The organism is Bifidobacterium dolichotidis (assembly GCF_003951975.1).
GTDB lineage: Bacteria > Actinomycetota > Actinomycetes > Actinomycetales > Bifidobacteriaceae > Bifidobacterium > Bifidobacterium dolichotidis.
In genome coordinates, this window is record NZ_QXGM01000001.1 from 700,248 (window position 1) to 721,823 (window position 21,576).

18 protein-coding genes and 1 tRNA gene are annotated in these 21,576 nt (G+C 50.6%); 16 read left to right on the forward strand and 3 right to left on the reverse strand.

Features of this window, described 5'->3' with window-relative positions; translation table 11 throughout:
• Positions 1 to 10 precede the first annotated feature (10 nt).
• The 9 genes from D2E26_RS02650 to D2E26_RS02690 all read left to right on the forward strand — a co-directional run bounded on the left by D2E26_RS02650 (position 11) and on the right by D2E26_RS02690 (position 12,078).
• Entirely contained in the window at positions 11 to 2,131 is a 2,121-nt protein-coding gene (locus tag D2E26_RS02650) for a hypothetical protein (protein ID WP_125963122.1), read from the forward strand.
• Positions 2,132 to 2,149: 18 nt separating this feature from the next.
• Positions 2,150 to 3,817, forward strand: a complete 1,668-nt coding sequence (locus D2E26_RS02655; RefSeq protein ID WP_125963123.1) for a CTP synthase — start codon at positions 2,150 to 2,152, stop codon at positions 3,815 to 3,817.
• 301 nt (positions 3,818 to 4,118) lie between these two features.
• The gene (locus D2E26_RS02660; RefSeq protein WP_125963124.1) at positions 4,119 to 5,846 is read left to right on the forward strand and encodes a L,D-transpeptidase; all 1,728 of its coding nucleotides are present in this window, start codon (positions 4,119 to 4,121) and stop codon (positions 5,844 to 5,846) included.
• A 164-nt stretch (positions 5,847 to 6,010) separates the two neighbouring features.
• Positions 6,011 to 7,528 (forward strand): Fe-S cluster assembly protein SufB, encoded by a 1,518-nt coding sequence (sufB, locus tag D2E26_RS02665; RefSeq protein ID WP_420897200.1) that lies wholly within the window; start codon positions 6,011 to 6,013, stop codon positions 7,526 to 7,528.
• Positions 7,529 to 7,531: 3 nt separating this feature from the next.
• Entirely contained in the window at positions 7,532 to 8,746 is a 1,215-nt protein-coding gene (sufD, locus tag D2E26_RS02670; protein ID WP_125963126.1) for a Fe-S cluster assembly protein SufD, read from the forward strand.
• Positions 8,747 to 8,767: 21 nt separating this feature from the next.
• On the forward strand, positions 8,768 to 9,544 hold the full coding sequence (sufC, locus tag D2E26_RS02675) for a Fe-S cluster assembly ATPase SufC (RefSeq protein ID WP_125963127.1): 777 nt from the start codon (positions 8,768 to 8,770) through the stop codon (positions 9,542 to 9,544).
• Positions 9,545 to 9,631: 87 nt separating this feature from the next.
• A complete protein-coding gene (locus tag D2E26_RS02680; protein ID WP_125963128.1) occupies positions 9,632 to 10,906 on the forward strand; it encodes a SufS family cysteine desulfurase in 1,275 nt (424 codons plus the stop codon).
• Positions 10,907 to 10,926: 20 nt separating this feature from the next.
• Positions 10,927 to 11,469, forward strand: coding sequence for a Fe-S cluster assembly sulfur transfer protein SufU (sufU, locus tag D2E26_RS02685; RefSeq protein WP_125963129.1), 543 nt, complete (start codon positions 10,927 to 10,929; stop codon positions 11,467 to 11,469).
• A 30-nt stretch (positions 11,470 to 11,499) separates the two neighbouring features.
• A complete protein-coding gene (locus D2E26_RS02690) occupies positions 11,500 to 12,078 on the forward strand; it encodes a metal-sulfur cluster assembly factor (RefSeq protein WP_125963130.1) in 579 nt (192 codons plus the stop codon).
• A gap of 197 nt (positions 12,079 to 12,275) precedes the next feature.
• Here D2E26_RS02690 and D2E26_RS02695 read toward each other — a convergent pair whose 3' ends face one another.
• Positions 12,276 to 13,163: a TrmH family RNA methyltransferase gene (locus D2E26_RS02695; RefSeq protein ID WP_125963131.1), complete on the reverse strand. Its 888-nt coding sequence runs from the start codon at positions 13,161 to 13,163 to the stop codon at positions 12,276 to 12,278.
• A 195-nt stretch (positions 13,164 to 13,358) separates the two neighbouring features.
• The gene (locus D2E26_RS02700; protein ID WP_125963132.1) at positions 13,359 to 13,541 is read right to left on the reverse strand and encodes a hypothetical protein; all 183 of its coding nucleotides are present in this window, start codon (positions 13,539 to 13,541) and stop codon (positions 13,359 to 13,361) included.
• Positions 13,542 to 13,665: 124 nt separating this feature from the next.
• On the opposite strand from D2E26_RS02700, the gene D2E26_RS02705 reads away from it, so the two are divergent.
• The 7 genes from D2E26_RS02705 to era all read left to right on the forward strand — a co-directional run bounded on the left by D2E26_RS02705 (position 13,666) and on the right by era (position 19,316).
• Positions 13,666 to 13,756 (forward strand) — tRNA-Leu (locus tag D2E26_RS02705).
• Between the two features lie 89 nt (positions 13,757 to 13,845).
• Complete coding sequence (locus D2E26_RS02710; protein WP_125963133.1) at positions 13,846 to 14,643, forward strand: 16S rRNA (uracil(1498)-N(3))-methyltransferase; 798 nt, start codon at positions 13,846 to 13,848, stop codon at positions 14,641 to 14,643.
• A gap of 144 nt (positions 14,644 to 14,787) precedes the next feature.
• Positions 14,788 to 15,123 (forward strand): histidine triad nucleotide-binding protein, encoded by a 336-nt coding sequence (locus tag D2E26_RS02715; RefSeq protein ID WP_164515833.1) that lies wholly within the window; start codon positions 14,788 to 14,790, stop codon positions 15,121 to 15,123.
• 94 nt (positions 15,124 to 15,217) lie between these two features.
• The gene (locus D2E26_RS02720; protein ID WP_125963397.1) at positions 15,218 to 16,333 is read left to right on the forward strand and encodes a PhoH family protein; all 1,116 of its coding nucleotides are present in this window, start codon (positions 15,218 to 15,220) and stop codon (positions 16,331 to 16,333) included.
• A gap of 3 nt (positions 16,334 to 16,336) precedes the next feature.
• A complete protein-coding gene (gene ybeY, locus D2E26_RS02725; protein WP_125963134.1) occupies positions 16,337 to 16,882 on the forward strand; it encodes an rRNA maturation RNase YbeY in 546 nt (181 codons plus the stop codon).
• 33 nt (positions 16,883 to 16,915) lie between these two features.
• A complete protein-coding gene (locus D2E26_RS02730) occupies positions 16,916 to 18,337 on the forward strand; it encodes a hemolysin family protein (RefSeq protein ID WP_125963135.1) in 1,422 nt (473 codons plus the stop codon).
• Positions 18,330 to 19,316: a GTPase Era gene (gene era / locus D2E26_RS02735; RefSeq protein ID WP_241218860.1), complete on the forward strand. Its 987-nt coding sequence runs from the start codon at positions 18,330 to 18,332 to the stop codon at positions 19,314 to 19,316. The genes D2E26_RS02730 and era overlap by 8 nt, the downstream gene beginning before the upstream one ends.
• Positions 19,317 to 19,505: 189 nt before the next feature.
• Here era and D2E26_RS02740 read toward each other — a convergent pair whose 3' ends face one another.
• A complete protein-coding gene (locus tag D2E26_RS02740) occupies positions 19,506 to 21,569 on the reverse strand; it encodes an AMP-dependent synthetase/ligase (RefSeq protein ID WP_125963137.1) in 2,064 nt (687 codons plus the stop codon).
• Between the last annotated feature and the right edge of the window lie 7 nt (positions 21,570 to 21,576).

The window sequence follows — 21,576 nt, forward strand, 5'->3', positions numbered from 1 at the left end:
AGGAAATATTATGGTTACGTTTCGGGGAACAACAGCAAAAATGCTGACCGCTAGCGTGAGCGCAGTGGCCATGCTGTCTATGGCCGTCGCTCCAGCACAGGCCAATAGTCTTGACGACGAGATTCAAGACCGCTACACATCACAAAGCGGATCTGGCATGGTATTTGAAAAAGTCAGTCATCCTAAAAATGGATTGCAGCAACCAGATGGCATTGTTGATTACACTGGCAAAGGTCATATCACTGAAGACGATCAAAGCCAAGGTGACCGAGGTCAATCGTATCCATATGCCGTGGAATCGTATGGCGATTGGGTGTATATCGGCACGATGTATGGCGGCATTGGATTCGCACAGTGGATTCTCGAAGATGCGGTCAAACAAGGCATGAATCTGCAAGAGTTCCATGAGCTTATCAATGTCATGTATCAGGGCCATATGTATGAAGGCGAACCAGATGGCGTTGATGCTGGCGGCATGCTCGTGAAGTTCAATATCAAAACTGGCGAGAAGAAAATCTTGATGTCACAATTCGCTGGCATTGATGGTGGTAATGGCGTTATTCCAACGTTCCGTAATGCGTTCCGATATGGAGACAAACTCTATTTTGAGGGCATGGTTATGGATACGCATAACAAGGACCTGACGCCAGAAGAAATCAAGCATGCTATTGAGCGCCAGGATGGCTTCCCATGCATTTATGAAGTGGATCCAACGAATGACGACAAATTAACATGCGTCCATAACAGTGTGGATATTGATGGATTCCGCAAACTGATGGATCAAAATATCTTTACTTCGACGCGAGCTATTGCGCCATTTAAGAATGCTGTGATAGCTGGTGATGTCACCGTTGATGAGAACGGTAAGGGCACTACACAGCTGCTAGCAACCGCAAATCCATCGGATCCAAACTCGTATCACGTTATTGCCACGATGGAAGACTTCGACAATATGCCTGCTATTAATCGTGATGATTCCCAAGGTGGTAGCGGCATTATGCAGGTCACTGAATATAACGGCAAGCTCTATGTGGCAATGGTGACTGGCAATCTGGCAACGCGCAATAAGAAAACAGGCCTGATGCGTCCATTCGCTATTTATGTGGGCGAAAACAATGGTGATCCAACGCAGAAAGATGATTGGACGTGGCGGCCACTCGTAGGCGATAAGAAACTCGGTGCCAAGTACACATTCGGTATTGATCCAGAACGCATTGCATCAGGCACTTGTACGTTGCAGGTTTATAACAACCATCTCTATATCGCCGAATACAACGACTGGCCAATGCCATACCGATACATGCTCAAGGCACACGATATGAGGGGTGTCGCAAACGATATCGATCAAGCCATCAATTTGTATCGTATGGACGACAACGAAAATATTGAGATGGTAGTGGGCGACCCAACGAAGATGTTCCCAAAGGGCGGCATATCCGGTGTTGGTAGTGGTTACGGCGACCATATGAACCTCTATACTTGGCAAACCACAGTGCACGAAGGTCGTATGTATATTGCCACCTATGATGCATCAACATTTATGGAAAATATGGTCGGCGGATTTAACGGCGACTGGAGCCATATGACGCAACAAGAATGGGTGACCACAACCGAATCATTCGTCAAACTCATTTATATGCTGCTGCATCATAAAGATGCTCAGGGCAATGAGCCTCAGCTCAGTGCAGAAGACGAACAGGCATTTTCGACGCTGAAAACCAAGGTGCTCCACCTGCAGCAGAATAGGGCAGATCTCAATAATGAACTATTCATGCAGCAAATCGACAACGCACTTGATCAGCTCGACGCACATAAGCATTTGCCTCGCGTCGTAAAGAACATCATCAAAGTTATGAAGGAATTCCGTAGCCCTGCGAATAAGAAGGCTTTGAACACGATGATCCCACATTTCAAGCAAGCCAAGCGTGGATTCGGTCTTTACGAGCTTGAGGAACATAATGATGGTAAGGTCACAGTGCAAACCGTCAGCGATGATGGTTTTGGCGATCCATTTAACTATGGATTGCGCACTTTCTGCGAAACCGATGATTATTTCTTCATTGGCACAGCGAATGGTTTGTACGGTACTCAGATCTGGCGTGCAAAGAACAACACGCATCGTCTGGGATAAATGATAAGTTGGAGTTCCATGGTTAGAAGCAAACATGGCAATTCTCAAGAGCACGTTACCAAGCACATTTTTGTGACCGGTGGCGTTGTTTCATCACTCGGTAAAGGCCTGACCGCATCGTCGCTCGGCCGACTGCTGCGCAGCCGCGGAATTCACGTGCTGCAGCAGAAGCTGGATCCTTACATCAACGTGGATCCAGGCACTATGAACCCATTCCAGCATGGCGAAGTCTATGTGACTGAGGATGGTGCAGAAACGGATCTGGATATCGGCCACTACGAGCGATTCCTCGATGTGTTCCTGAGCCAGAAGGCAAATGTCACCACGGGCCAGATCTACCAGGAAGTGCTGCGCAAGGAGCGCGCTGGTGAGTACCTCGGTCAGTGCGTGCAGGTGATTCCTCACATCACGAACGAGATCAAGTCCCGTATGCGTGCACAGGCTTCCGATGATGTTGACGTCATCATCACGGAAATCGGCGGTACGGTTGGCGATATCGAATCCCAGCCATTCCTCGAGGCAGCACGTGAAGTGCGTCGTGAACTGGGCCCAGACAACTGCATGTTCGTGCATGTTTCGCTCGTGCCTTACATTGCAGCTGCTCACGAGCTCAAGACGAAGCCAACCCAGCACTCGGTTATGATGCTTCGCCAGCTCGGCATTACGCCAGACGCTCTGGTGCTGCGTTCTGACCGCAAGCTCAACGAGTCCATCAAGGCAAAGATTTCGCTGATGTGCGATGTCGATGCAGAAGGCGTGGTCAACTGCGTGGATGCACCAAGCATCTACGATGTGCCAAAGATTCTGTTCGAAGAGGGCCTTGATACGTACGTTGTGCGCGAACTTGGTCTGCCATTCCACGACGTTGATTGGGATGAGTGGGGCGACCTGCTCGAGCGCGTGCACCATCCAAAGCACGAAGTCAACGTCGCAATCGTTGGTAAGTACATCGATCTGCCAGATGCATATCTGTCGGTGACCGAGGCAATTAAGGCTGGCGGCTTCGCTAACTATGCCAAGGTCAACGTCAAGTGGGTCGCTGCAGATCTGTGCGAGACTGAAGAAGGTGCAGCAGCTGCACTGAACCAGGTCGACGGCATCGTTATTCCTGGCGGCTTCGGCATCCGCGGTATTGAAGGCAAGATCGGCGCTCTGCGCTTCGCTCGTGAACACAAGCTGCCAGCTCTGGGCCTGTGCCTTGGTCTGCAGTCGATGGTTATTGAGTACGCACGCGACGTGCTCGGCATTGCTGATGCAAACTCGACCGAGTTCGATCCAAACTGCAAGAGCCCAGTTATCGCAACGATGGAAGAGCAGAAGGACATTGTGGCTGGTCACGGCGATATGGGCCACACGATGCGCCTTGGCTCGTACCCAGCAGAGCTGCTCGAGGATTCGCTTGTTGCAGAACTGTACGGCACGACGCACGTTACCGAGCGTCACCGTCACCGTTACGAAGTCAACGTTGCTTACAAGGACGCACTGCGCGAAGGCGGTCTCGTTATTTCTGGCCAGAGCCCAGATGGCGAGCTTACCGAGTTCGTTGAGCTTCCACGCGAGGTCCACCCATTCTTCGTGGCAACGCAGGCTCACCCTGAGTTCAAGTCCCGCCCAACGAAGCCACACCCACTGTTTGCTGGCCTCGTCAAGGCATCGCTTGATCACCAGGAAGCACGTATTAAGTGACGTACCACAATTAGTCATGTGAGCTTTATCAGGCCCGTGGCTTGCAGAAATACAAATCTGCAGGCTGCGGGCCTGACTCATCTCTCATAACCAAGAAGCGGAATTATTAACAGAAAGAGCGGTTGAACGCTCTGTAGAACACCAAAATGTGCTGCATATACCCCCGAAAGTCCCAAGTAAAAAAGAGAAATTCTTGTTGAAAGTCAACGAAAATACTTGGATTGTGACAAGGGCTAGGGCATAATATGAACGGCGAGTGAACTCGCTGATCTACAAACGTAAGTATTTTTCGAGGCTGAATATGACAAATCTTTTCGATCAGAACCCAGAACAACCAGCATCAGCCGGTGGTATGGGAGCTAAGATTTCTGATCCTGCTGCCACTCAGCCTTTGCCACCACAGCCACCAGAAGATATTTTTGCCGGGGTAGTGTCCGCTCCGAAGAAGCAGCGTCACGTATGGCCTTGGATTGCAGGAACTGCAGCTGTGGTTATTGCAGCTGGTGTAGCTGGTACAGCTTGGTACTTCAGCTCACACGCACTGCCAGGCGTAAGCCTGTGGGGCGAGTCGATGGCAGGGAAGTCAGAAGCACAAATTGAGCAGTTCGTCACCGAACGTACCGATGCGGCAAAAGTGAATGTCAGCTATAACAATCAGACGCATGAAGTGACACTGCCAAGTTTGAATGTCAAGCCTGATGCAGCAGCTATTGCCGATCAGGTCATGAATGCTAAGCGTTCGGGCAATGTTTTCGTTCGCTATATGCCATGGTCAAAGCTTGATGTCAATGCAACAATTGATGCAAGCCATGCCGATGCATCGAAGCTCAATGCCATGTTCGGCATTGATACGCATGATCCAGAAGATGCTACCGTGGCGTTAAACGAGGATCATACGAAGTTCGTAGTCACCGACGGCCTAGAGTCAGAAGGCGTTGCAGTGCAACCAGTGACTGATGATCTGCTACGCCAAGTGTATGGCGATCCCAACTATTCATCGAAGCCAATTACAGGTACGCGTGAGGTATTAGAGCCTGCTGTAACAACAGCAATGGCTCAGCAAGCTGCCGATACACTGAACCACTATGTTGAGCACCCAATTTCGTTCACAATTAACGGTACGGAGTTTGCCAAAATTGATCCTGTTGAGCTCGAGAAGCTGACGACAATTGCACCAAAGGCGACGCTCGGTGCAAGTTCGTCGGCGACGGCTGAGGCGAAGTCAACGAGCCCGGTGAAGGTTACGAACGCCAAGGATTCGTCTGATTCTGCCGACGCACAGCAGAAGCCAAACACCGCTACGAATGATGACCCAACCAAGGTCACTACTGGTGGCGTTACCTTCGACGTACAAGGCATTCATGACTACTTCGTCAACAACGTGCAGCCAAAGCTCGTAGCAACGAAGGAAGATCGCGACGTTATTACGAACAACTATGGCGAAGTTATTAAGGTCAACGCAGAAGGCCATCCAGGCGTCAAACTAGCCAACGATGCTGCAAATGACATCGTCAAGAACGCAACGGCATTGTTGAACGGTAAGGCTGAATCGATTGATCTCAAGGGTGATATCGATCCAATGAACACGAAGACGTCGAAGCGTCATGTGGTTGTAGATCTGTCCGATCACAAGGTGTATGTCTACGAGAATGACAAGCTGATTCGTTCGTTCAACATGTCTGCTGGCCGCGACAATGATTATGCAACCGGTGCCTGCAAGGGCGATCTGTGCACGCCTCTGGGTGATTACAAGGTGTGGCTGAAGTACGAAAGCCAGAACATGAGCGGCAATATTAAGCTCTCGAACGGTAAAGAAGAGAAGTGGAACGCACCAAATGTGGGCTTCGTAAACTACTTCTCGCACTCGGGCTGCGCAATCCACCGCATTGCTACGGATTCGGCCATGTCTGATGCCGGCATTGTGGGCCTTGGTAACACCTCGCACGGCTGCGTCGGTATTGGCTGGGATGTTGCCGAATGGTTCTACAAGTTCGCAATAGATGGAACTTCGGTGCATATACAACAGTGATTGCTCGTCACGCAAGAGTAATTCACAATCAGCTATAAAGTAGTGCCAAAACTCGTGTCCTTCGGGTTTTGGCACTACTTTTTTGTGATGTTACTCATGTCCGGCGCACTGGCGTTTTGGATACTGAGCTGTTAGGTTAGGTGACGGAACTCCCTATTCATACGATGAATTTAGAAGAGGCGACGGTGGCAAATCCCCAAGAATCGAATGCCGCAGCTGACGTCGAAATGAGTCAGTACCTCGCTGACCGTGCTCGTGTCAACGAAGAAAAAATACGGCAAGACGACGAAATCATCGACCAATTCGGCGAATACACGTATGGCTGGCATGACTCTGATGCTGCAGGCGAAGCTGCTAAGAAGGGCATTAGTGAGCAAGTCGTACGCGAAATCTCTGCTGATAAGCACGAACCAGAGTGGATGCTTAATATGCGTCTGCAGGGCTACCGCGCATTCGTAGATGCGCCAATGCCTGAATGGGGCGTCGACTTAAGCGGTTTCGATGCCGATGATTTTAAGTATTACGTCAAGCCAGTAGGCAAGCAGGCAGCAACCTGGGAAGATCTGCCAGACGATATTCGTACAACGTACGATCGCTTGGGTATTCCTGAGGCTGAGAAGAGCCGCTTGGTTTCTGGTGTGGCAGCTCAGTACGAATCCGAGGTTATTTACAACTCGATTCAGCAGGACCTGAAAGAGCAGGGCGTGATCTTCGTCGACACTGATACCGCAGTGCGCGATTATCCAGAGCTCGTCAAGAAGTACTTCGGCAAGGTTGTGCCACCAGACGACAACAAGTTCGGTGCACTGAATACGGCAGCATGGTCTGGCGGTTCGTTTGTTTACGTGCCAAAGGGAGTGCACGTCGACATCCCACTGCAGGCATACTTCCGTATTAATACGCCTAACATGGGTCAGTTCGAGCGTACGCTCATTATTGCTGACGAAGGCTCGTATGTGCACTACGTTGAAGGCTGCACAGCTCCTATTTACTCAACCGATTCGCTGCACGCAGCAATTGTTGAGATCATTGTGGAGAAGAATGCTCGCGTTCGTTACACGACCGTGCAGAACTGGTCGAACAACGTCTACAACCTCGTGACGCAGCGCGCTTATGTGCGTGAGGGCGGCACCATGGAATGGGTCGATGGCAACATCGGTTCGAAGGCAACAATGAAGTATCCTGCCTGCATTCTGGCTGAGCCATACGCTAAGGCATCCACGATGTCGCTTGGTTTCGCTGGTCAGGGCCAGTATCAGGACACTGGCGCCAAGATGATTCACTTGGCTCCTCATACGAGCTCCACGATTGTCGCAAAGTCGATTTCTCGTGGCGGCGGCCGTTCGGCTTACCGTGGTCTTGTCAAGATTGTTGATGGGGCAGAGGGTTCAAGCTCGAACGTCGTGTGCGATGCTCTGCTCGTTGATGACTTCTCTCGTTCTGATACGTATCCTCATGTGGACGTTCGTGAAGACGACGTTTCTATGGCACACGAAGCCACAGTTTCGAAGGTCTCAGAAGATCAGCTGTTCTATTTGATGAGCCGCGGTCTGGAAGAGAAGGAAGCTATGGGCATGATTGTGCGCGGCTTTGTTGAGCCAATTAGCCGTGAGCTGCCTATGGAATACGCACTTGAATTGAATAGGCTTGTGGAACTGCAAATGGAAGGATCGGTGGGCTGATTCATGGCTACTGTTCAAGAAATTGAAATTCCTGTAGCGGACCCCAACGATCCGTACAAGATTCCGGCTGCTATGCCGTCGAGTGCTGACCGTGCGCCACGCTCGTTCGACATGTCGGCTTTCGCTGTGCCGACTCGTAAGCAGGAAGATTTTAGATTTACTCCTGTGGACCGCATGAGCGAGTTCTTTGTTCCATTCGACGCCTCAGGTACTACCGAGATTGCCGTCAGTGATATGAGCGGTAAGAAGCTCGATGCTGAGGATGTTGAAGTGGTGCGCGAAGCCATGGGTGAGCGTTATTCGGGCAAGGTTAGCAAGCCTAATGACCGTCCATCGGCTGTGCAGTGGAACGCATGCTCTGAAGCCGTTATTGTGCACGTCAAGCGCAGCATGACGAAGCCAGTGCTCGTCAAGATTACGGGCACGAACATGGTGATGGATGCGCTGCACATTGTGCTGCACGTTGATGATGATGTGCACGCCAATATTGTGGTGCAGCACTCGGGTTCTGTGAACCTTGCTGAAGGTGTTGAAATTAACACGGGCGCACGCTCGGTTGTTTCTACAACGTTCATTCAGGAATGGGATGCTGGCTCGAAGCATGTTGGTAACCATCGTATTCGTGTTGGTAAAGAAGCAAGCCTGCGCCATGCTGTGGTGACGCTCGGCGGTGACGTTGTGCGCATCCGTATGGATCAGGACTTTGGTGGTGACCACGGTGATCTCAATATGCTTGGTATCTACTTCGTGGATCCTGGCGAGCACATTGAGCACCGCACGATGGTTGTTCATAATGAGCCTGACTGCCGTTCACGCGTTGTCTATAAGGGCGCATTAAGCGGTAAGGGAGCTCATTCCACGTGGGTTGGTAACGCATTAATTGAGCCAACCGCTCCAGGCACTGACTCCTACGAGCTCAACCGTAACCTTGTGTTGACTCCAGGTGCCATTGCTGATTCTGAGCCAAATCTTGAGATTGAAAATGGCAATATTGTCGGTGCAGGCCACGCTAGCTCGGTTGGCCGCTTCGATGATGAAGAGCTGTTCTACTTGCAGTCTCGAGGCATTAGTGAGCAAGAAGCACGCAAGCTCGTCGTTCGCGGCTTCTTTGCTGAACTGATCGAAGAAATTGGTGTTGAAGAAATTAGCGGTCATTTGATGGATGCCATTGATAGGCGTCTGGCACGCAGCGAAACCTCCGCAACCGCACGTAACTGAGCTTCACGAGGAGAATGAATTATGCATACTCTCGAAATTAAAGATCTTTATGCTTCCGTAGAAACCAAGGAAGGCCGTAAGCAGATTCTGAAGGGCGTTAACCTGACTGTAAATTCAGGCGAAACGCACGCCATTATGGGTCCTAACGGTTCGGGTAAGTCGACGCTGGCTTACACGCTGGCTGGTCACCCTAAGTACGAAGTTGAGTCTGGTCAGGCTCTGCTTGATGGTGAAGATCTGCTGCTGATGACGCCTGATGAGCGTGCTAAGGCTGGTCTGTTCTTGGCTATGCAGTACCCAGTTGAGGTGCCAGGTGTTTCTATGACGAACTTCCTGCGCACGGCTAAGACTGAGGTTGATGGCAAGGCTCCTGCAATTCGTACGTGGACTAAGGAACTGACGGAGGCTATGAAGCGCCTCAAGATGGATTCGAAGTTCGCAACGCGTTCGGTGAACGAAGGCTTCTCCGGCGGTGAGAAGAAGCGTGCAGAAGTGCTGCAGCTGGAGCTGCTGCGTCCTAAGTTCGCTATTCTTGACGAAACTGATTCGGGCCTTGATGTTGATGCACTGCGCATTGTGTCTGAAGGTGTAAACCGTGCCAAGGAGAAGGACAACTTCGGTATCCTCATGGTCACGCACTACACGCGTATTCTCAAGTACATTAAGCCAGATATTGTGCACGTGTTTGCTGATGGTCACTTCGTTAAGACTGGCGGTCCAGAGCTTGCTGATGAGCTCGAAGAGCGCGGTTACGACGAGTACATGCCAGAAGGTTCTACGGAATCTGCATTGGCCTGAGTAAAAGTCATACAGCAATATTTTGAATAGCCTGAATGAGGATCCAATACGTTGGCCTCATTCAGGTTTTCATAAGGAGCAAAGTTCGTGACGCAAACGTTAGAGCAAATTCGACAAGAATTCCCAATTCTGAACGTCAAAGTGCATGGCAAGCCTTTGGTGTATTTGGATTCTGCTGCAACTGCACAGAAGCCGCAGTGCGTTATTGATGCGGAATCAGAATTCTATGCAACGATTAATGCTGGTGTGCATCGTGGTGCTCATGAGCTCGCTGCACGTTCTACGCTTGCGTTCGAAGAAGCTCGAGCTAAAGTAGCTGAACTCGTTGGTGCCAATGCTGAAGAGGGTAGTGAAGAGCTTGTTGTTACCGCAGGTGCCACAGCAGGACTGAATCTGCTCGCTACGTCGTTTGGCTATGCCTCTATGGGTCGTGGTGGCAAGGTTGCTGAACGTTTTGTTCTGAAGCCTGGCGATGAGATTGTTGTTTCGAAGGCTGAGCATCATTCGGTGCTATTGCCATTCCAAGAGCTTGCGGCACGTACAGGTGCTACGCTGCGCTGGTTCGATCTTGATACTGAAGGCCGTATTCGTACCGATATGGCTGATGAGGTTATTACTGAGCGTACGAAGATTGTCGCAATTACGCACATTAGTAATGTCACCGGTGCAATTACTGACGTTGCCACAGTGGTCAAGCGTGCTCATGAAGTGGGTGCACTGGTAGTACTTGATGCTTGCCAGTCAGTGCCACATATTGCAATTGACTTCCATGCCTTGGACGTTGATTTTGCGGCTTTCAGTGCACATAAGATGTATGGCCCAACTGGTGTTGGCTTCCTGTATGGCAAGCGTGAGTTGCTTGAAGCATTGCCACCAGCAACATTTGGTGGCTCTATGGTAGAGCTCGCTTGGATGGATAAGCCAGCTGACTATATGATGCCTCCAGCTCGCTTTGAAGCAGGTACGCAACCAGTGGCACAAGTGGTGGCCGCAGGAGTTGCAGCACAATGGATGCGTGAAATCGGTATGGACCGTATTGCACAGCATGAGCAAGAAATTACCAAGGAATTGCTCAAGATTAATGAGCTTGATGGTGTGCGCGTACTCGGTCCATTAAGTACTGAGCAGCGCATTGGCACAGTTTCGTTTGAAGTTGAAGGTGTTCACCCACACGATGTTGGCCAGTATATTGATGCACAGGGTATTGCAATCCGTGTAGGCCACCATTGCGCCCAGCCTGCACAGCGTCATTTTGGCGTATACGCTTCAAACCGTGCGTCTTGCGGCATCTATACAACTGTTGAGGATGCTCGTGCGTTCGTAGAAGCCGTGGGCAAGGTACGCGCGTTCTTTGAGGTATAGAAGCTAGGGGAGAAATAACAATGGTTGATATCGATGACGGTCTTGAACAGATGTATCAGGAAGTCATTCTTGAAGCATCAAAAAACCCACACGGTAAGCAACATTTTGCAGCTGACTTAGCCGACGAACAAGCCTCAACACAAGGTGAGGCCGTGGTCGTGGCTGAGCACGAGGCATGCTCGGCAGGTCAGTCGCGCCAGTTCAACCCAACGTGCGGTGATGAAGCAACTATTCGAGTAGAGATTTCTGATGCCGAACCGCACACTATTGAGCGTTTGGTATGGGACGGTCATGGCTGCTCGATTAGCCAGGCCAGCTTGTCGGTCATGGTGGATCTGGTTGAAGGCCGTAACGTGGACGAAGCCATGGAACTGTTTAAGGACTTCCATGACCTCATGCAGTCACGTGGCAAAGGACTTGATAACGAAGAAGAAGAGGAAGCACTCGGCGATGCCGTAGTCTTCCAGGGAGTTTCTCGATACCCAATGCGCATTAAGTGCGCACTGCTGGGATGGGAAGGACTCAAAGATTCATTAGCTCGCGCACTAGCCGAGACGAAATAACCGCGTCGACTACTACGAGAAAGAGGACATATGGCGGATTCTATGGTGCCAATTCCACAGTCCACCATTTTCGAAGCTGTGAATCGTGCAATTCCGAACACAGAAGAAGCTGAAGCGGTGATGGCTAATCCTGCTTTGGCAAAGCATTTACAAGGAGGCACGTTGCAAAACGACGAATTTACTGCTGTGCAAACCGAGCAAAGTGATGCATGCGGCAATGGTGAGGCCAACTGCACGTGCGGAGCGGATGGTATTGCCATGAAATCATTGAATGAAATCGGTCGCGCAACAGCGGAAGACGTTAAAGAAGCACTGCATCAGGTTATTGATCCTGAGCTCGGCATTGACGTTGTTGATCTGGGTCTCGTCTACGGCATTGAAATTGATGAGCTCGGCCGCGCTATTTTGACGATGACGCTGACGACGCCAGCATGCCCTCTGACTGATCTTATTGAAGATGAGTGTGCAACGACGCTGGCTGGCCTGGTTGACGAGTTCCGTATCGACTGGACGTGGAACCCACGTTGGACCGTCGATAAGATCACGCCAGAAGGTCGCGATCAGCTCGCCGCAATCGGCTTCAACTTGGATGCACTGCCAAAGTACTGAGTTATGTAAGTGGTATACATTGCTATACGCAAGGTAAGTTGCTGCAGTAACGATCTACAAGATATAAAGTTCCCCTAGTACCTCATGCATACGGGTACTAGGGGAACTTTGGTATAGAACAGTTATGTACTGTATGGCACATTCACGAGTGCCGTAATGGATGTACGATCCGCGAATGGGGTAGAGCTTTTCAGGTGCTAGTCGATAATTTGCGTGGCATAGAATGCAACAGCACTCGAAGCTGCAACATTCAGCGAATCAACACCATGGCTCATTGGAATACGAACAGTGAGATCAGCATTGGCAATCGTATGCTTGCTCAATCCATCACCTTCAGTACCGAAAATAAGCGCAAGCTTCTGAATATGATCTGGCTCAGTTGGATCATTCTTGAATCGACGTTCGAGCTCTTGCATAGGAATTGACTTATCGGTGAGAGCCATTGCCACCGTCGTAAAGCCGAGACTGTGCAGTTCTTCAAGACCCGCCTTTGGCCAGGCATGCTTATCAGCAGTATGAATATCGCCTTCGCCACCAATACGCGTCCATGGCACCTGGAACACCGTTCCCATAGAAACACGTACAGCACGCCTATAGAGCGGATCAGCACAAGATGGTGTAACAAGCACAGCATCAACATCAAGTGCGGCGGCAGAACGCATAATGGCACCAACATTCGTATGATCCACAATGTTTTCCAGCACAGCAACACGAGTTGCGTTCTTGCATACTTCGGCAACAGTTGGCTGTTGCCAACGGTGCATACAAGCCAAAGCGCCACGGTGCAGCCTGTAACCAGTTAAATCATGCAAGGTCTGTTCGCTGCCCACATACACAGGAACATCTGGACCCCAGTGTTCGTCAATGTAGGCGAATTCATCGACCATGCCTTCAATCCACTGCTGCTCAACGAGTAAAGAAACTGGTTCCACGCCGGCGTCTAATGCGCGGTCAATAACCTTCGTGGATTCGGCAATAAAAATGCCTTTGCTTGGTTCGAGCTTATTGCGCAGCTGCAATTCAGTGAGATTGACATAGGCATTAATACGGGGATCATCTACAGAATCAATTTCGATGAACTGCATACTGAGCAAGCCTTCCTTAGAACAGATACCAACGCGTATGAACCACCACAATTATTGATTTAACGAAACCAGTGGTTATACGCGTGAACGCATTTGACTAAACGCCGCAGTAGCGACATCACACAACATTCATGCGAGTAAGAACAACAACGCTCAGTAGTGAGTAAATTACCGCTTTGAATGGTGCTTACTCGATTATTGGTTGCTAGCGCTATTCGAATTATGCTGTATTGCGTCAAGCATTTCCTCTGCTGAGCTATAGCTCGAATGAGTATCAGGCTCGTTCTTCATTGCAGCAACTTCTTGGAGTGCTTGTTGTGTTGCTTCAGGCATAGCGGTGGATTCAGTATAGGTGCGCTTGTCGTCGCTCTGATTCATCAGTACTCCTTATAGGCTCTATATGCAGCAGCTAGTTCAAGAATATCAACGCGACACGCCGTAATTTGCGATTATGGAGTGATGCGCTTATAGTTCTTTTTCGTTGCTTCTAGCAACACTACCTGTCCGGGTGGCGGAATGGTAGACGCGCTAGCTTGAGGTGCTAGTGCCTATTTTATACAGGCGTGCGGGTTCAAGTCCCGCTCCGGACACCAGCAAAACCCTTGAGATCAATCTCAAGGGTTTTCTTGTATATACACGCATATGGCTGAATTAGGCCCGTGCTGCCGATACATTTATTCGTATGACAAGTCCATTGTTCCTCATTGACGAAACGAAAGACAACCTGCCGCTTGATGGCGATCAGCTCCAGCAAGGTTGGGTATTAGAACTCCCTGACGCTGTACGACGCCATGCTCTGGGTGCTATGCGCCTGAAAGCAGGTGAAGAGTTGCAGCTCTCCAATGGCAAGGGTCTGCGCATTAAAGCACGTGTGCTCAATGAGCAAGATGGTACTGCAGAAGTACAAGGCTTTGAAAAAGAACCAGAACCACAAATTAAATTGGCACTGATCCAAGCACTGGCTAAAACGGGTCATGATGAGCAGGCCATTGAAATGTCGACGCAAATTGGTGTAGACACGGTTATTCCGTGGCAGGCCGATCGTTCTATTGCTCGTTATAAGGCTGGCCGTACTGATCGCAAGTGGCGTCAAACACTTATTGCAGCAACCGAGCAGTCGCGCCGTGCATGGATACCAAAGCTCGAGGAGTGCGTGAACTCTAAGGGTATTGAAGCCATCTGCCGTCGTGCATGTGTGCATGGTGATGTTGTTGTGGTGCTGCACCAGGATGAAACGAATCACTGGTCCAATATTGAAGATGCAGTACGCGAAATGATGGATCGCACGCTCGAAGATAAGCGACCTCGCACTGTGTACGTCATCGTTGGTCCTGAAGGCGGTATTTCAGAAACGGAAGTGCTGCGATTCCGTGACGCGGGTGCTTTGTGCTGCGTGCTCGGCAAGAACATTCTGCGCGCCGCAACAGCAGGTCCTGTGGCACTTTCACTGCTAAGCCGTACTACGGGTCGCATTCTGTGACTGTAGTGATATTTGCAGCACAATCCCAGCCAGCAGCAAATATCGAATACTAAACTAGCGAATATCCAATAAATTCAATACGATAGAGCATTGGACGTGGGTGTACGACGTGCATCCGACAAACCACTATTTTTAGAGGAGATCATGAAAGATCCTGATTGCCTGTTTTGCAAGATTATCGACTGCGAAATTCCTAGCGAAAAGGTCTACGAAGACAAGACGACCTACGTGTTCAAGGACATTAATCCTCAGGCAAAGGTGCACGACATTATTGTGCCTCGCGAACACTATGCCAACGTTGCTGAACTCGCTCAGAAGGATCCAAAGCAGCTCGCTCACATGGTTGAGGTAGCTCAGCAGATCGCTAACGAAGAGTTCCACGGCGCATACCGCCTCGTATTCAACACGGGCAAAGACGCAGGTCAGACTGTTTTCCACGTGCATGGTCACATTCTGACGGGCGAAGTTCTCGACGAGTAAACTGCTAAGCCTGTTGAAGCAGAAATAAAAAATCAATAGGCAACCTAACGCAACTTTTCAACGTTTCCGTACCAAGGGGATGACTCAAACAACTGTGGCGACAACGACACGAACTGTGACGATTCCAGACCGACTCGACCCGGTCCGCGTGTTTGGACCTGCTGATGAAGTCCTTCGAGAAATTGACAACAGATTCGAAGCGATAACGATGCATGTGCGCGGCAATCAAGTCACGCTGCGCTCAACAACGCGTGAAGGGGAGACGCAAGCCGCCCAAGCTCAGCACGTGCTGCAGCAAGTTATTGATGCCGCTCATAGTGAGCCTCTGGACGCCGCAACGGTGCGCCGCATGCTTGATCAGAGTGACGCGCTGTCAAACGACGTGCGTCAGCGAGTTCCTGGCCACGGTCAGACTGTTGAAAAGTTGCGTGCCGCTGAACGCGTGCTGCAGCGCGAACGTGAGCGGGAACGTGACGGCCAGCGTGGGCCACATTTAGCCGGCACGATTACGTTTGCAGCCGGCGTGCCAGTCCGTCCAAAAACTGCTGGACAGACGGCACTGATTAACGCAATTCATAGTTCAACCATTACGTTTGCTGTGGGCCCTGCAGGTACGGGTAAAACGTATCTGGCCGTAGCCCAAGCAGTTCGCGACTTCCAAGACGGCCGTATTCGCCGCATTATTCTGACTCGTCCGGCAGTTGAAGCTGGAGAACGACTTGGATTTTTGCCAGGCACACTGAACGAGAAAGTAGATCCATATCTGCGTCCGCTCTATGACGCCCTGTCGGACATGCTTGGAGCCGACCAGCTCAAGCGATATATGGAAGACGGCACAATTGAGGTTGCACCACTGGCTTATATGCGAGGCCGCACGCTCAATGATGCGTTTGTCATTCTTGATGAAGCACAGAACACTACGGAACAGCAGATGAAAATGTTCCTGACGCGTCTGGGCTTTAATACGAAGATGGTTGTTACTGGCGACGTTACACAGGTGGATTTGGAAACGCCGCGCACGAAGAGCGGTCTTGCCTCAATTGAGCGTATTTTAGGCGGAATTTCAGGCATTTCGTTCGTCCATTTAACTGAGGGTGATGTGGTTCGTCACGCACTCGTGGGACGCATTGTGGCAGCATATGAGAAGGCAGATGCAGCTGCACAGGCAGCTGCAGATAAGCGCAATAAGACTCGAGCAACGCAGGAGTAAATAATGACCGTCGAAGTGACGAATGAAACCGCATGGGACATCGATGGCAAAGTCTTTTCTGATTTAGGTCTGTGGGTTATGGATCAGATGCGCGTGAGCACGCAATCTGATTTGACAATTACGTTTGTGGATCCAGATCCAATGGCAAAGCTACATGAGCGTTGGATGGGTCTGCTCGGACCAACTGATGTGATGAGCTTCCCAATGGATGAGCTGCGTCCTGGTGACGATCGCTCGTTAAGTGAGGGAGTGCTGGGCGATATTGTTATCTGCCCTTGGGTTGCTGCTGATCAGGCAGCTGCTGCTGGTCACAGCACGATTGAGGAAATGATGCTGCTGACGATTCACGGTGTGCTGCACTTGCTTGGTTATGATCACCGTGCCAAGGATCAGGAACGTCAGATGTTCGGATTGCAGCGCCAATTGCTGCTGACCTTCTTTGCTGTACGCCAAGGCACGCAGTATGCAGTTGAGGCACCACAAGGCGTGCCAAACCAACTGGAACTGTGGGATGCCGAGCATGGCGGAACGCGCCAGTTCGGTCACTGAGAAGAACTGAATAAGGGTTAAGAAAGGAATTACATGAGCGAGACGATGACCATCGTCGTATGCGTGCTGCTCGTAATAGCAGTTGTTTTGCTCGTTGCTTTATCTATGACGTTAGCTGCATTGGAAAACGCAGTGCGTTGGGTCACTCGAGCAGGACTCAATAACATGGTCATTGATATTCGCACTGATTCTGAGCTCAGCGAGTTTATGCGTAAGAAACGCATTACTCGCGTGCACCATATTCAGCGCTTGATTGTCGACCGTACGGGTACGGTTCGCTCCTGCAGTTTCTTCCGTCTGCTCTCCAATGTGTTCACAGGCACCTGCGTTGCAGCCATTATGATGCTGTTCCACTTAGATCTGTGGATTGTACTACTTGTAGGATTTGCAGTCGGCATTATTGCTGCTTTAGTGGCGCAGCTGACGCAGCCTCGTGATTTGGGCGATCAGCAGCCATTGCAGCTGCTTATGCATCACACAACGCTTGTTTGCATTGTGCGTGCACTGGCACCATTCTCGGCAAAGAAGGATGAGTCGAAAAGTGCTAGGAATGCGCGTCTGCGTTCCGAGCTTTCTGATGATGAAGAGCTTGAAAAGCTGCAGATGGAGCAGGGTCGCGCTGTTATTGACCGCATTGCTGAATCGAATCAGTTTGATGCCGAGACATCGGAAATGCTGCGCAATGTGCTGACGCTTTCGGATACGTTAACGCGTGAGATTATGGTGCCGCGCACCGATATGATCACAATCGGGGAGCAGCACAAGTTGTCGGCATTCCTGAAGCTGTGCTCGCGCTCTGGTTACTCTCGTATTCCTGTTATCGGCGATGATGTCGATGACCTTATCGGTATGGCTTATTTGAAGGATGCTGTTCGAGTCACAGCATTTAACCCATCGGCCTATGACCGCACAATTGCGACGATTGTGCGCAAACCAATGCTGGTGCCTGAATCAAAGCCTGTTGACGATTTGTTCCATGAAATGCAGCAGACGCGTCATCATGTTGCTGTGGTTATTGACGAATACGGTGGCATTGCAGGTCTCGTTACGATTGAGGACGCACTCGAGCAAATCGTAGGCGAGCTTGATGATGAGCACGATCGTACGCAGCACAATGAGCCAGAGCAGCGCGATGATGGTTCCTGGATTATGCCAGCACGCACGTCAATTGCCGACCTCGAAGAACTGTTTGAGGTTGACCTCGATGAAGACGATGTCGACACGGTGTACGGCCTGTTGACGAAGTTGCTCGGACGCGTTCCAATTGTGGGCTCGAGCGTTCAAACACATGGTATTCGACTTACTGCTGTTGATTCAGCAGGACGCAGGAAGAAAGTCTCAATGATTGTGGCAGAACCTGCTCCAGTCGAGACCGATGACAAAACTGAGTCTGAGCAAAGCAATAGTACAAACGATCACGCCACTGAACATGACGGAGCAGAACAGCATGAATGATCATCAAACAGAACAGCCTGAAGCACCATTGACTCATGAAGTCTATCGTTCAGGATTCGTGGCTGTAGTCGGTAGACCTAACGTGGGCAAGTCCACGTTAATCAATGGCTTGCTGGGTACCCAAATTGCTATTGCCTCATCTCGACCAGAAACCACGCGTAAGGCAATTCGCGGTATTCTGACGACGCATGATGCACAGATGGTGCTCGTGGATACGCCAGGTATTCACCGTCCACGTACACTGCTTGGCCAGCGTTTGAACGATATCGTTGACGAGTCGCTGGCTGATTGCGACGTTATTGCATTCCTGCTGCCAGCAGATCAGGAGATTGGCCCAGGTGATAAGCGCATTCTGAGCCGTCTGCGTTCTGACTTCGCGAAGAAGCGCGATGATGGTACGTTCCACTGGAAGGTGCCGCTGATCGGCATTGTGACGAAGATCGATAACCTCGATCGTGGCCAGCTGATTAACAAGCTTGTTGAGATTAACGAGTTTGCTGACTTCACCGATATTGTGCCAGTCAGCGCTAAGGAACACGATAACCTTGACGAAGTGCGTAAGGTCCTTATTGAGAATCTGCCAGAAGGTCCTCAAATGTACCCAGCAGAGCAGATCACCGAGGAACGCCCTGAAGAGACGATTGCAGAACTGATTCGTGGCGCCTTCCTTGAAGAATTGAACGACGAGCTGCCTCATTCACTCGCTGTTGTTGTTGATTCGATTGAATACCCAATTGATGAAGAAACTGGCGAAGCCTACGCAGGCAAGGCCGTAGTTATGGTCTCGCTGTATGTGGAACGTGATTCGCAGAAGCCAATTATTATTGGCCACAATGCTGAACACCTTGTGCGCGTCAAGAAGAAGCTGCGCACCGCGGTCAACCGTATTGTTGGTACGAAGGCCAAGCTCGATATGCACGTGAAGGTAGCTAAGGGCTGGCAGTCGGATCCAAAGAAGCTCGAGAGGCTCGGCTTCTGATCCATTGTTGACTCGGCTCCTGATCCGCGGCTGAGCAGCCTCTGGTCCGCGGTTCAGGACTACCGATTGCTACTGATCGGTTGCAGCTTCTACATATAACTTCATACACAAAAACCCGCATCCATGAATTACTCCATGAATGCGGGTTTTGTTTGCTTGAGCAGTCAGCGCCGATGCGCACTAGTGAGCTCAGTTGTGCTGAGCTTCAGTAGCAGGCTTACGCTTCGTGTACATCTGCGTATTGAGCAGGTTGGCGTAATACTTGAGCACCTTTGGACGAATAATCTTCATCGAGGCAGTCATCAGGCCATTATCCTGCGAGAACTCCTCTGGCACAATAATGAACTTACGCACCGATTCTGCACGGGAGACGCCTTCGTTTGCCTTGTCAACCCAAGACTGCACTTCAGCACGAACAGCTGCATTGTCGCAAGCTTCTTCCATTGGCATCTCTGGGTTCAGGCCCATCGACTGCAGCCACTGGCGCAGCATATCTGGATCAAGCGTAATCAGAGCAGAGATGAATGGACGCTTATCGCCAAGTACCAAGGCCTGAGACACGATTGGGCAGCGAGTAATAACTTCTTCCATTGGGCCAGGGGAGACGTTCTTACCACCAGCCGTAATAATCAGATCCTTCTTACGACCAATGATGTACAGGAATCCATCATCGTCCAAACGACCCAGATCGCCAGTGCTGTACCAGCCATCCTTAGTGAACGAGGTTTCTGTAGCTTCCTTGTTCTTGTGGTACTTGTGGAAGACTGGTTCTCCCTTGACCTGGATTTCGTTGCCTTCACCAATACGGATCTGGAAACCAGGGAATGGAATACCAACCGAACCCTCGTGGTAAGGCACGCCCTTAGGGTTGAAGGCACAAGGTGCAGTCGTTTCGGTGCAACCATAGCCTTCGTACACAGGAATACCTGCGCCGCGGAAGAATGCCATCAGTTCAGGGTCGAGTGGAGCGCCACCGGTCACGAACCACTGAGCGTGGCCGCCGAGCACTTCGCGGATCTGCTTGTAAATAATTGGATCGAAGGCATTACGGCGCGTGCTGACGAAGCGGCTTGCGCGACCCTTAGCACCGATTTCGTGCATGTACTTCTGAGCAGCAACAACAGAAGCAGCGAACACCATGCCCTTAGCGCCAGTGCCAGCCTTCTGCGAAGCAGCGTTGTACACCTTCTCAAGTACACGAGGCACCACAATCATGAGCTGTGGGCGAGCGACCTTCAGATCAGAGGTCATCGTCTTAATGCCGCGTGCAATATAAATATGAATATCGGATGCCACGCAAATGTAGTTAATTGCGCGAGCGAACGAGTGAGCCTGTGGCAGGAACAGCAGCACGCGATGCGTCTTATCACGCAGCAGCTGTGGCATATATGCAGGCAGGTTGACTGCAGTTGTACCGAACTGGCCCTGCGTCATTTCCACGCCCTTTGGTGCGGCAGTAGAACCAGACGTGTACACAATAGAGCACAGATCGTCGCGCTTCACCGAAGCAATACGCTTATCAAGCTCTTCATCAGAGACGCTTGCGCCATAGGCCTTGAGCTCTTCAAGTGCACCATTCTCAAAGTTAATAATGCGCTCGAGCTTAGGGCACTGCTCAGCAGCCTGTGGCGTCTTAGCCTTCATATCGTTCGTCTGCACAGCAAGCAGGCGAGCATCAGAGTTCAGGCAGATATCGCGAATCTGCTCAGCAGAATCGGTATCGTAAATCGTTGCCAGCACGCCACCAATTGCGAGCACAGCAGCATCAAAGATGTTCCACTCGTAGCAAGTACGGCACATGAATGCAACGCCGTCACCGCGCTTGAGGCCATGGTGCAACAGACCCTTAGCCACAGCACGAATATCAGCAAGCGTTTCATTACCAGTCTTCGTCAGCCAAGTGTCACCTTGCTTGTAGGTGTACAGCGGTTCATCACCCATACGCTCTGCACGGTCAGCATACAGATGATAAATGTTGAAGTTTTCTGGCAGTGGGGCATTGCCCTCAGTCGATGCCGTAATGAAACCGGAATCGGCATCAATAAACGTAGTTGTTGGTCGTTCTGGACCCCAGTAATCAACGTGAGGCAGATGATCATAATCGTGATGCTGAGGCATCTCGGATGGGTCTACATAATCAGCAGTACCCGAAGAGGAATCATCACTAATTGGATGAGAGAAGTCGGACTTCAAATCCAAAATCTTCTGCGCAGTTTTTGACGCAGTTTCGTGCAGAGATTTTAATAAAGACACATTTGCT

Coding starts and splice junctions, on each gene's coding strand:
- D2E26_RS02660 (WP_125963124.1), top strand. CDS start 4,119: ATGACAAATCTTTTCGATCAGAACCCAGAACAACCAGCATCAGCCGGT.
- sufB (WP_420897200.1), top strand. CDS start 6,011: ATGAATTTAGAAGAGGCGACGGTGGCAAATCCCCAAGAATCGAATGCC.
- sufD (WP_125963126.1), top strand. CDS start 7,532: ATGGCTACTGTTCAAGAAATTGAAATTCCTGTAGCGGACCCCAACGAT.
- D2E26_RS02650 (WP_125963122.1), top strand. CDS start 11: ATGGTTACGTTTCGGGGAACAACAGCAAAAATGCTGACCGCTAGCGTG.
- D2E26_RS02710 (WP_125963133.1), top strand. CDS start 13,846: ATGACAAGTCCATTGTTCCTCATTGACGAAACGAAAGACAACCTGCCG.
- D2E26_RS02700 (WP_125963132.1), bottom strand. CDS start 13,541: ATGAATCAGAGCGACGACAAGCGCACCTATACTGAATCCACCGCTATG.
- era (WP_241218860.1), top strand. CDS start 18,330: ATGAATGATCATCAAACAGAACAGCCTGAAGCACCATTGACTCATGAA.
- D2E26_RS02695 (WP_125963131.1), bottom strand. CDS start 13,163: ATGCAGTTCATCGAAATTGATTCTGTAGATGATCCCCGTATTAATGCC.
- D2E26_RS02730 (WP_125963135.1), top strand. CDS start 16,916: ATGAGCGAGACGATGACCATCGTCGTATGCGTGCTGCTCGTAATAGCA.
- D2E26_RS02715 (WP_164515833.1), top strand. CDS start 14,788: ATGAAAGATCCTGATTGCCTGTTTTGCAAGATTATCGACTGCGAAATT.
- D2E26_RS02655 (WP_125963123.1), top strand. CDS start 2,150: ATGGTTAGAAGCAAACATGGCAATTCTCAAGAGCACGTTACCAAGCAC.
- sufU (WP_125963129.1), top strand. CDS start 10,927: ATGGTTGATATCGATGACGGTCTTGAACAGATGTATCAGGAAGTCATT.
- ybeY (WP_125963134.1), top strand. CDS start 16,337: ATGACCGTCGAAGTGACGAATGAAACCGCATGGGACATCGATGGCAAA.
- sufC (WP_125963127.1), top strand. CDS start 8,768: ATGCATACTCTCGAAATTAAAGATCTTTATGCTTCCGTAGAAACCAAG.
- D2E26_RS02690 (WP_125963130.1), top strand. CDS start 11,500: ATGGCGGATTCTATGGTGCCAATTCCACAGTCCACCATTTTCGAAGCT.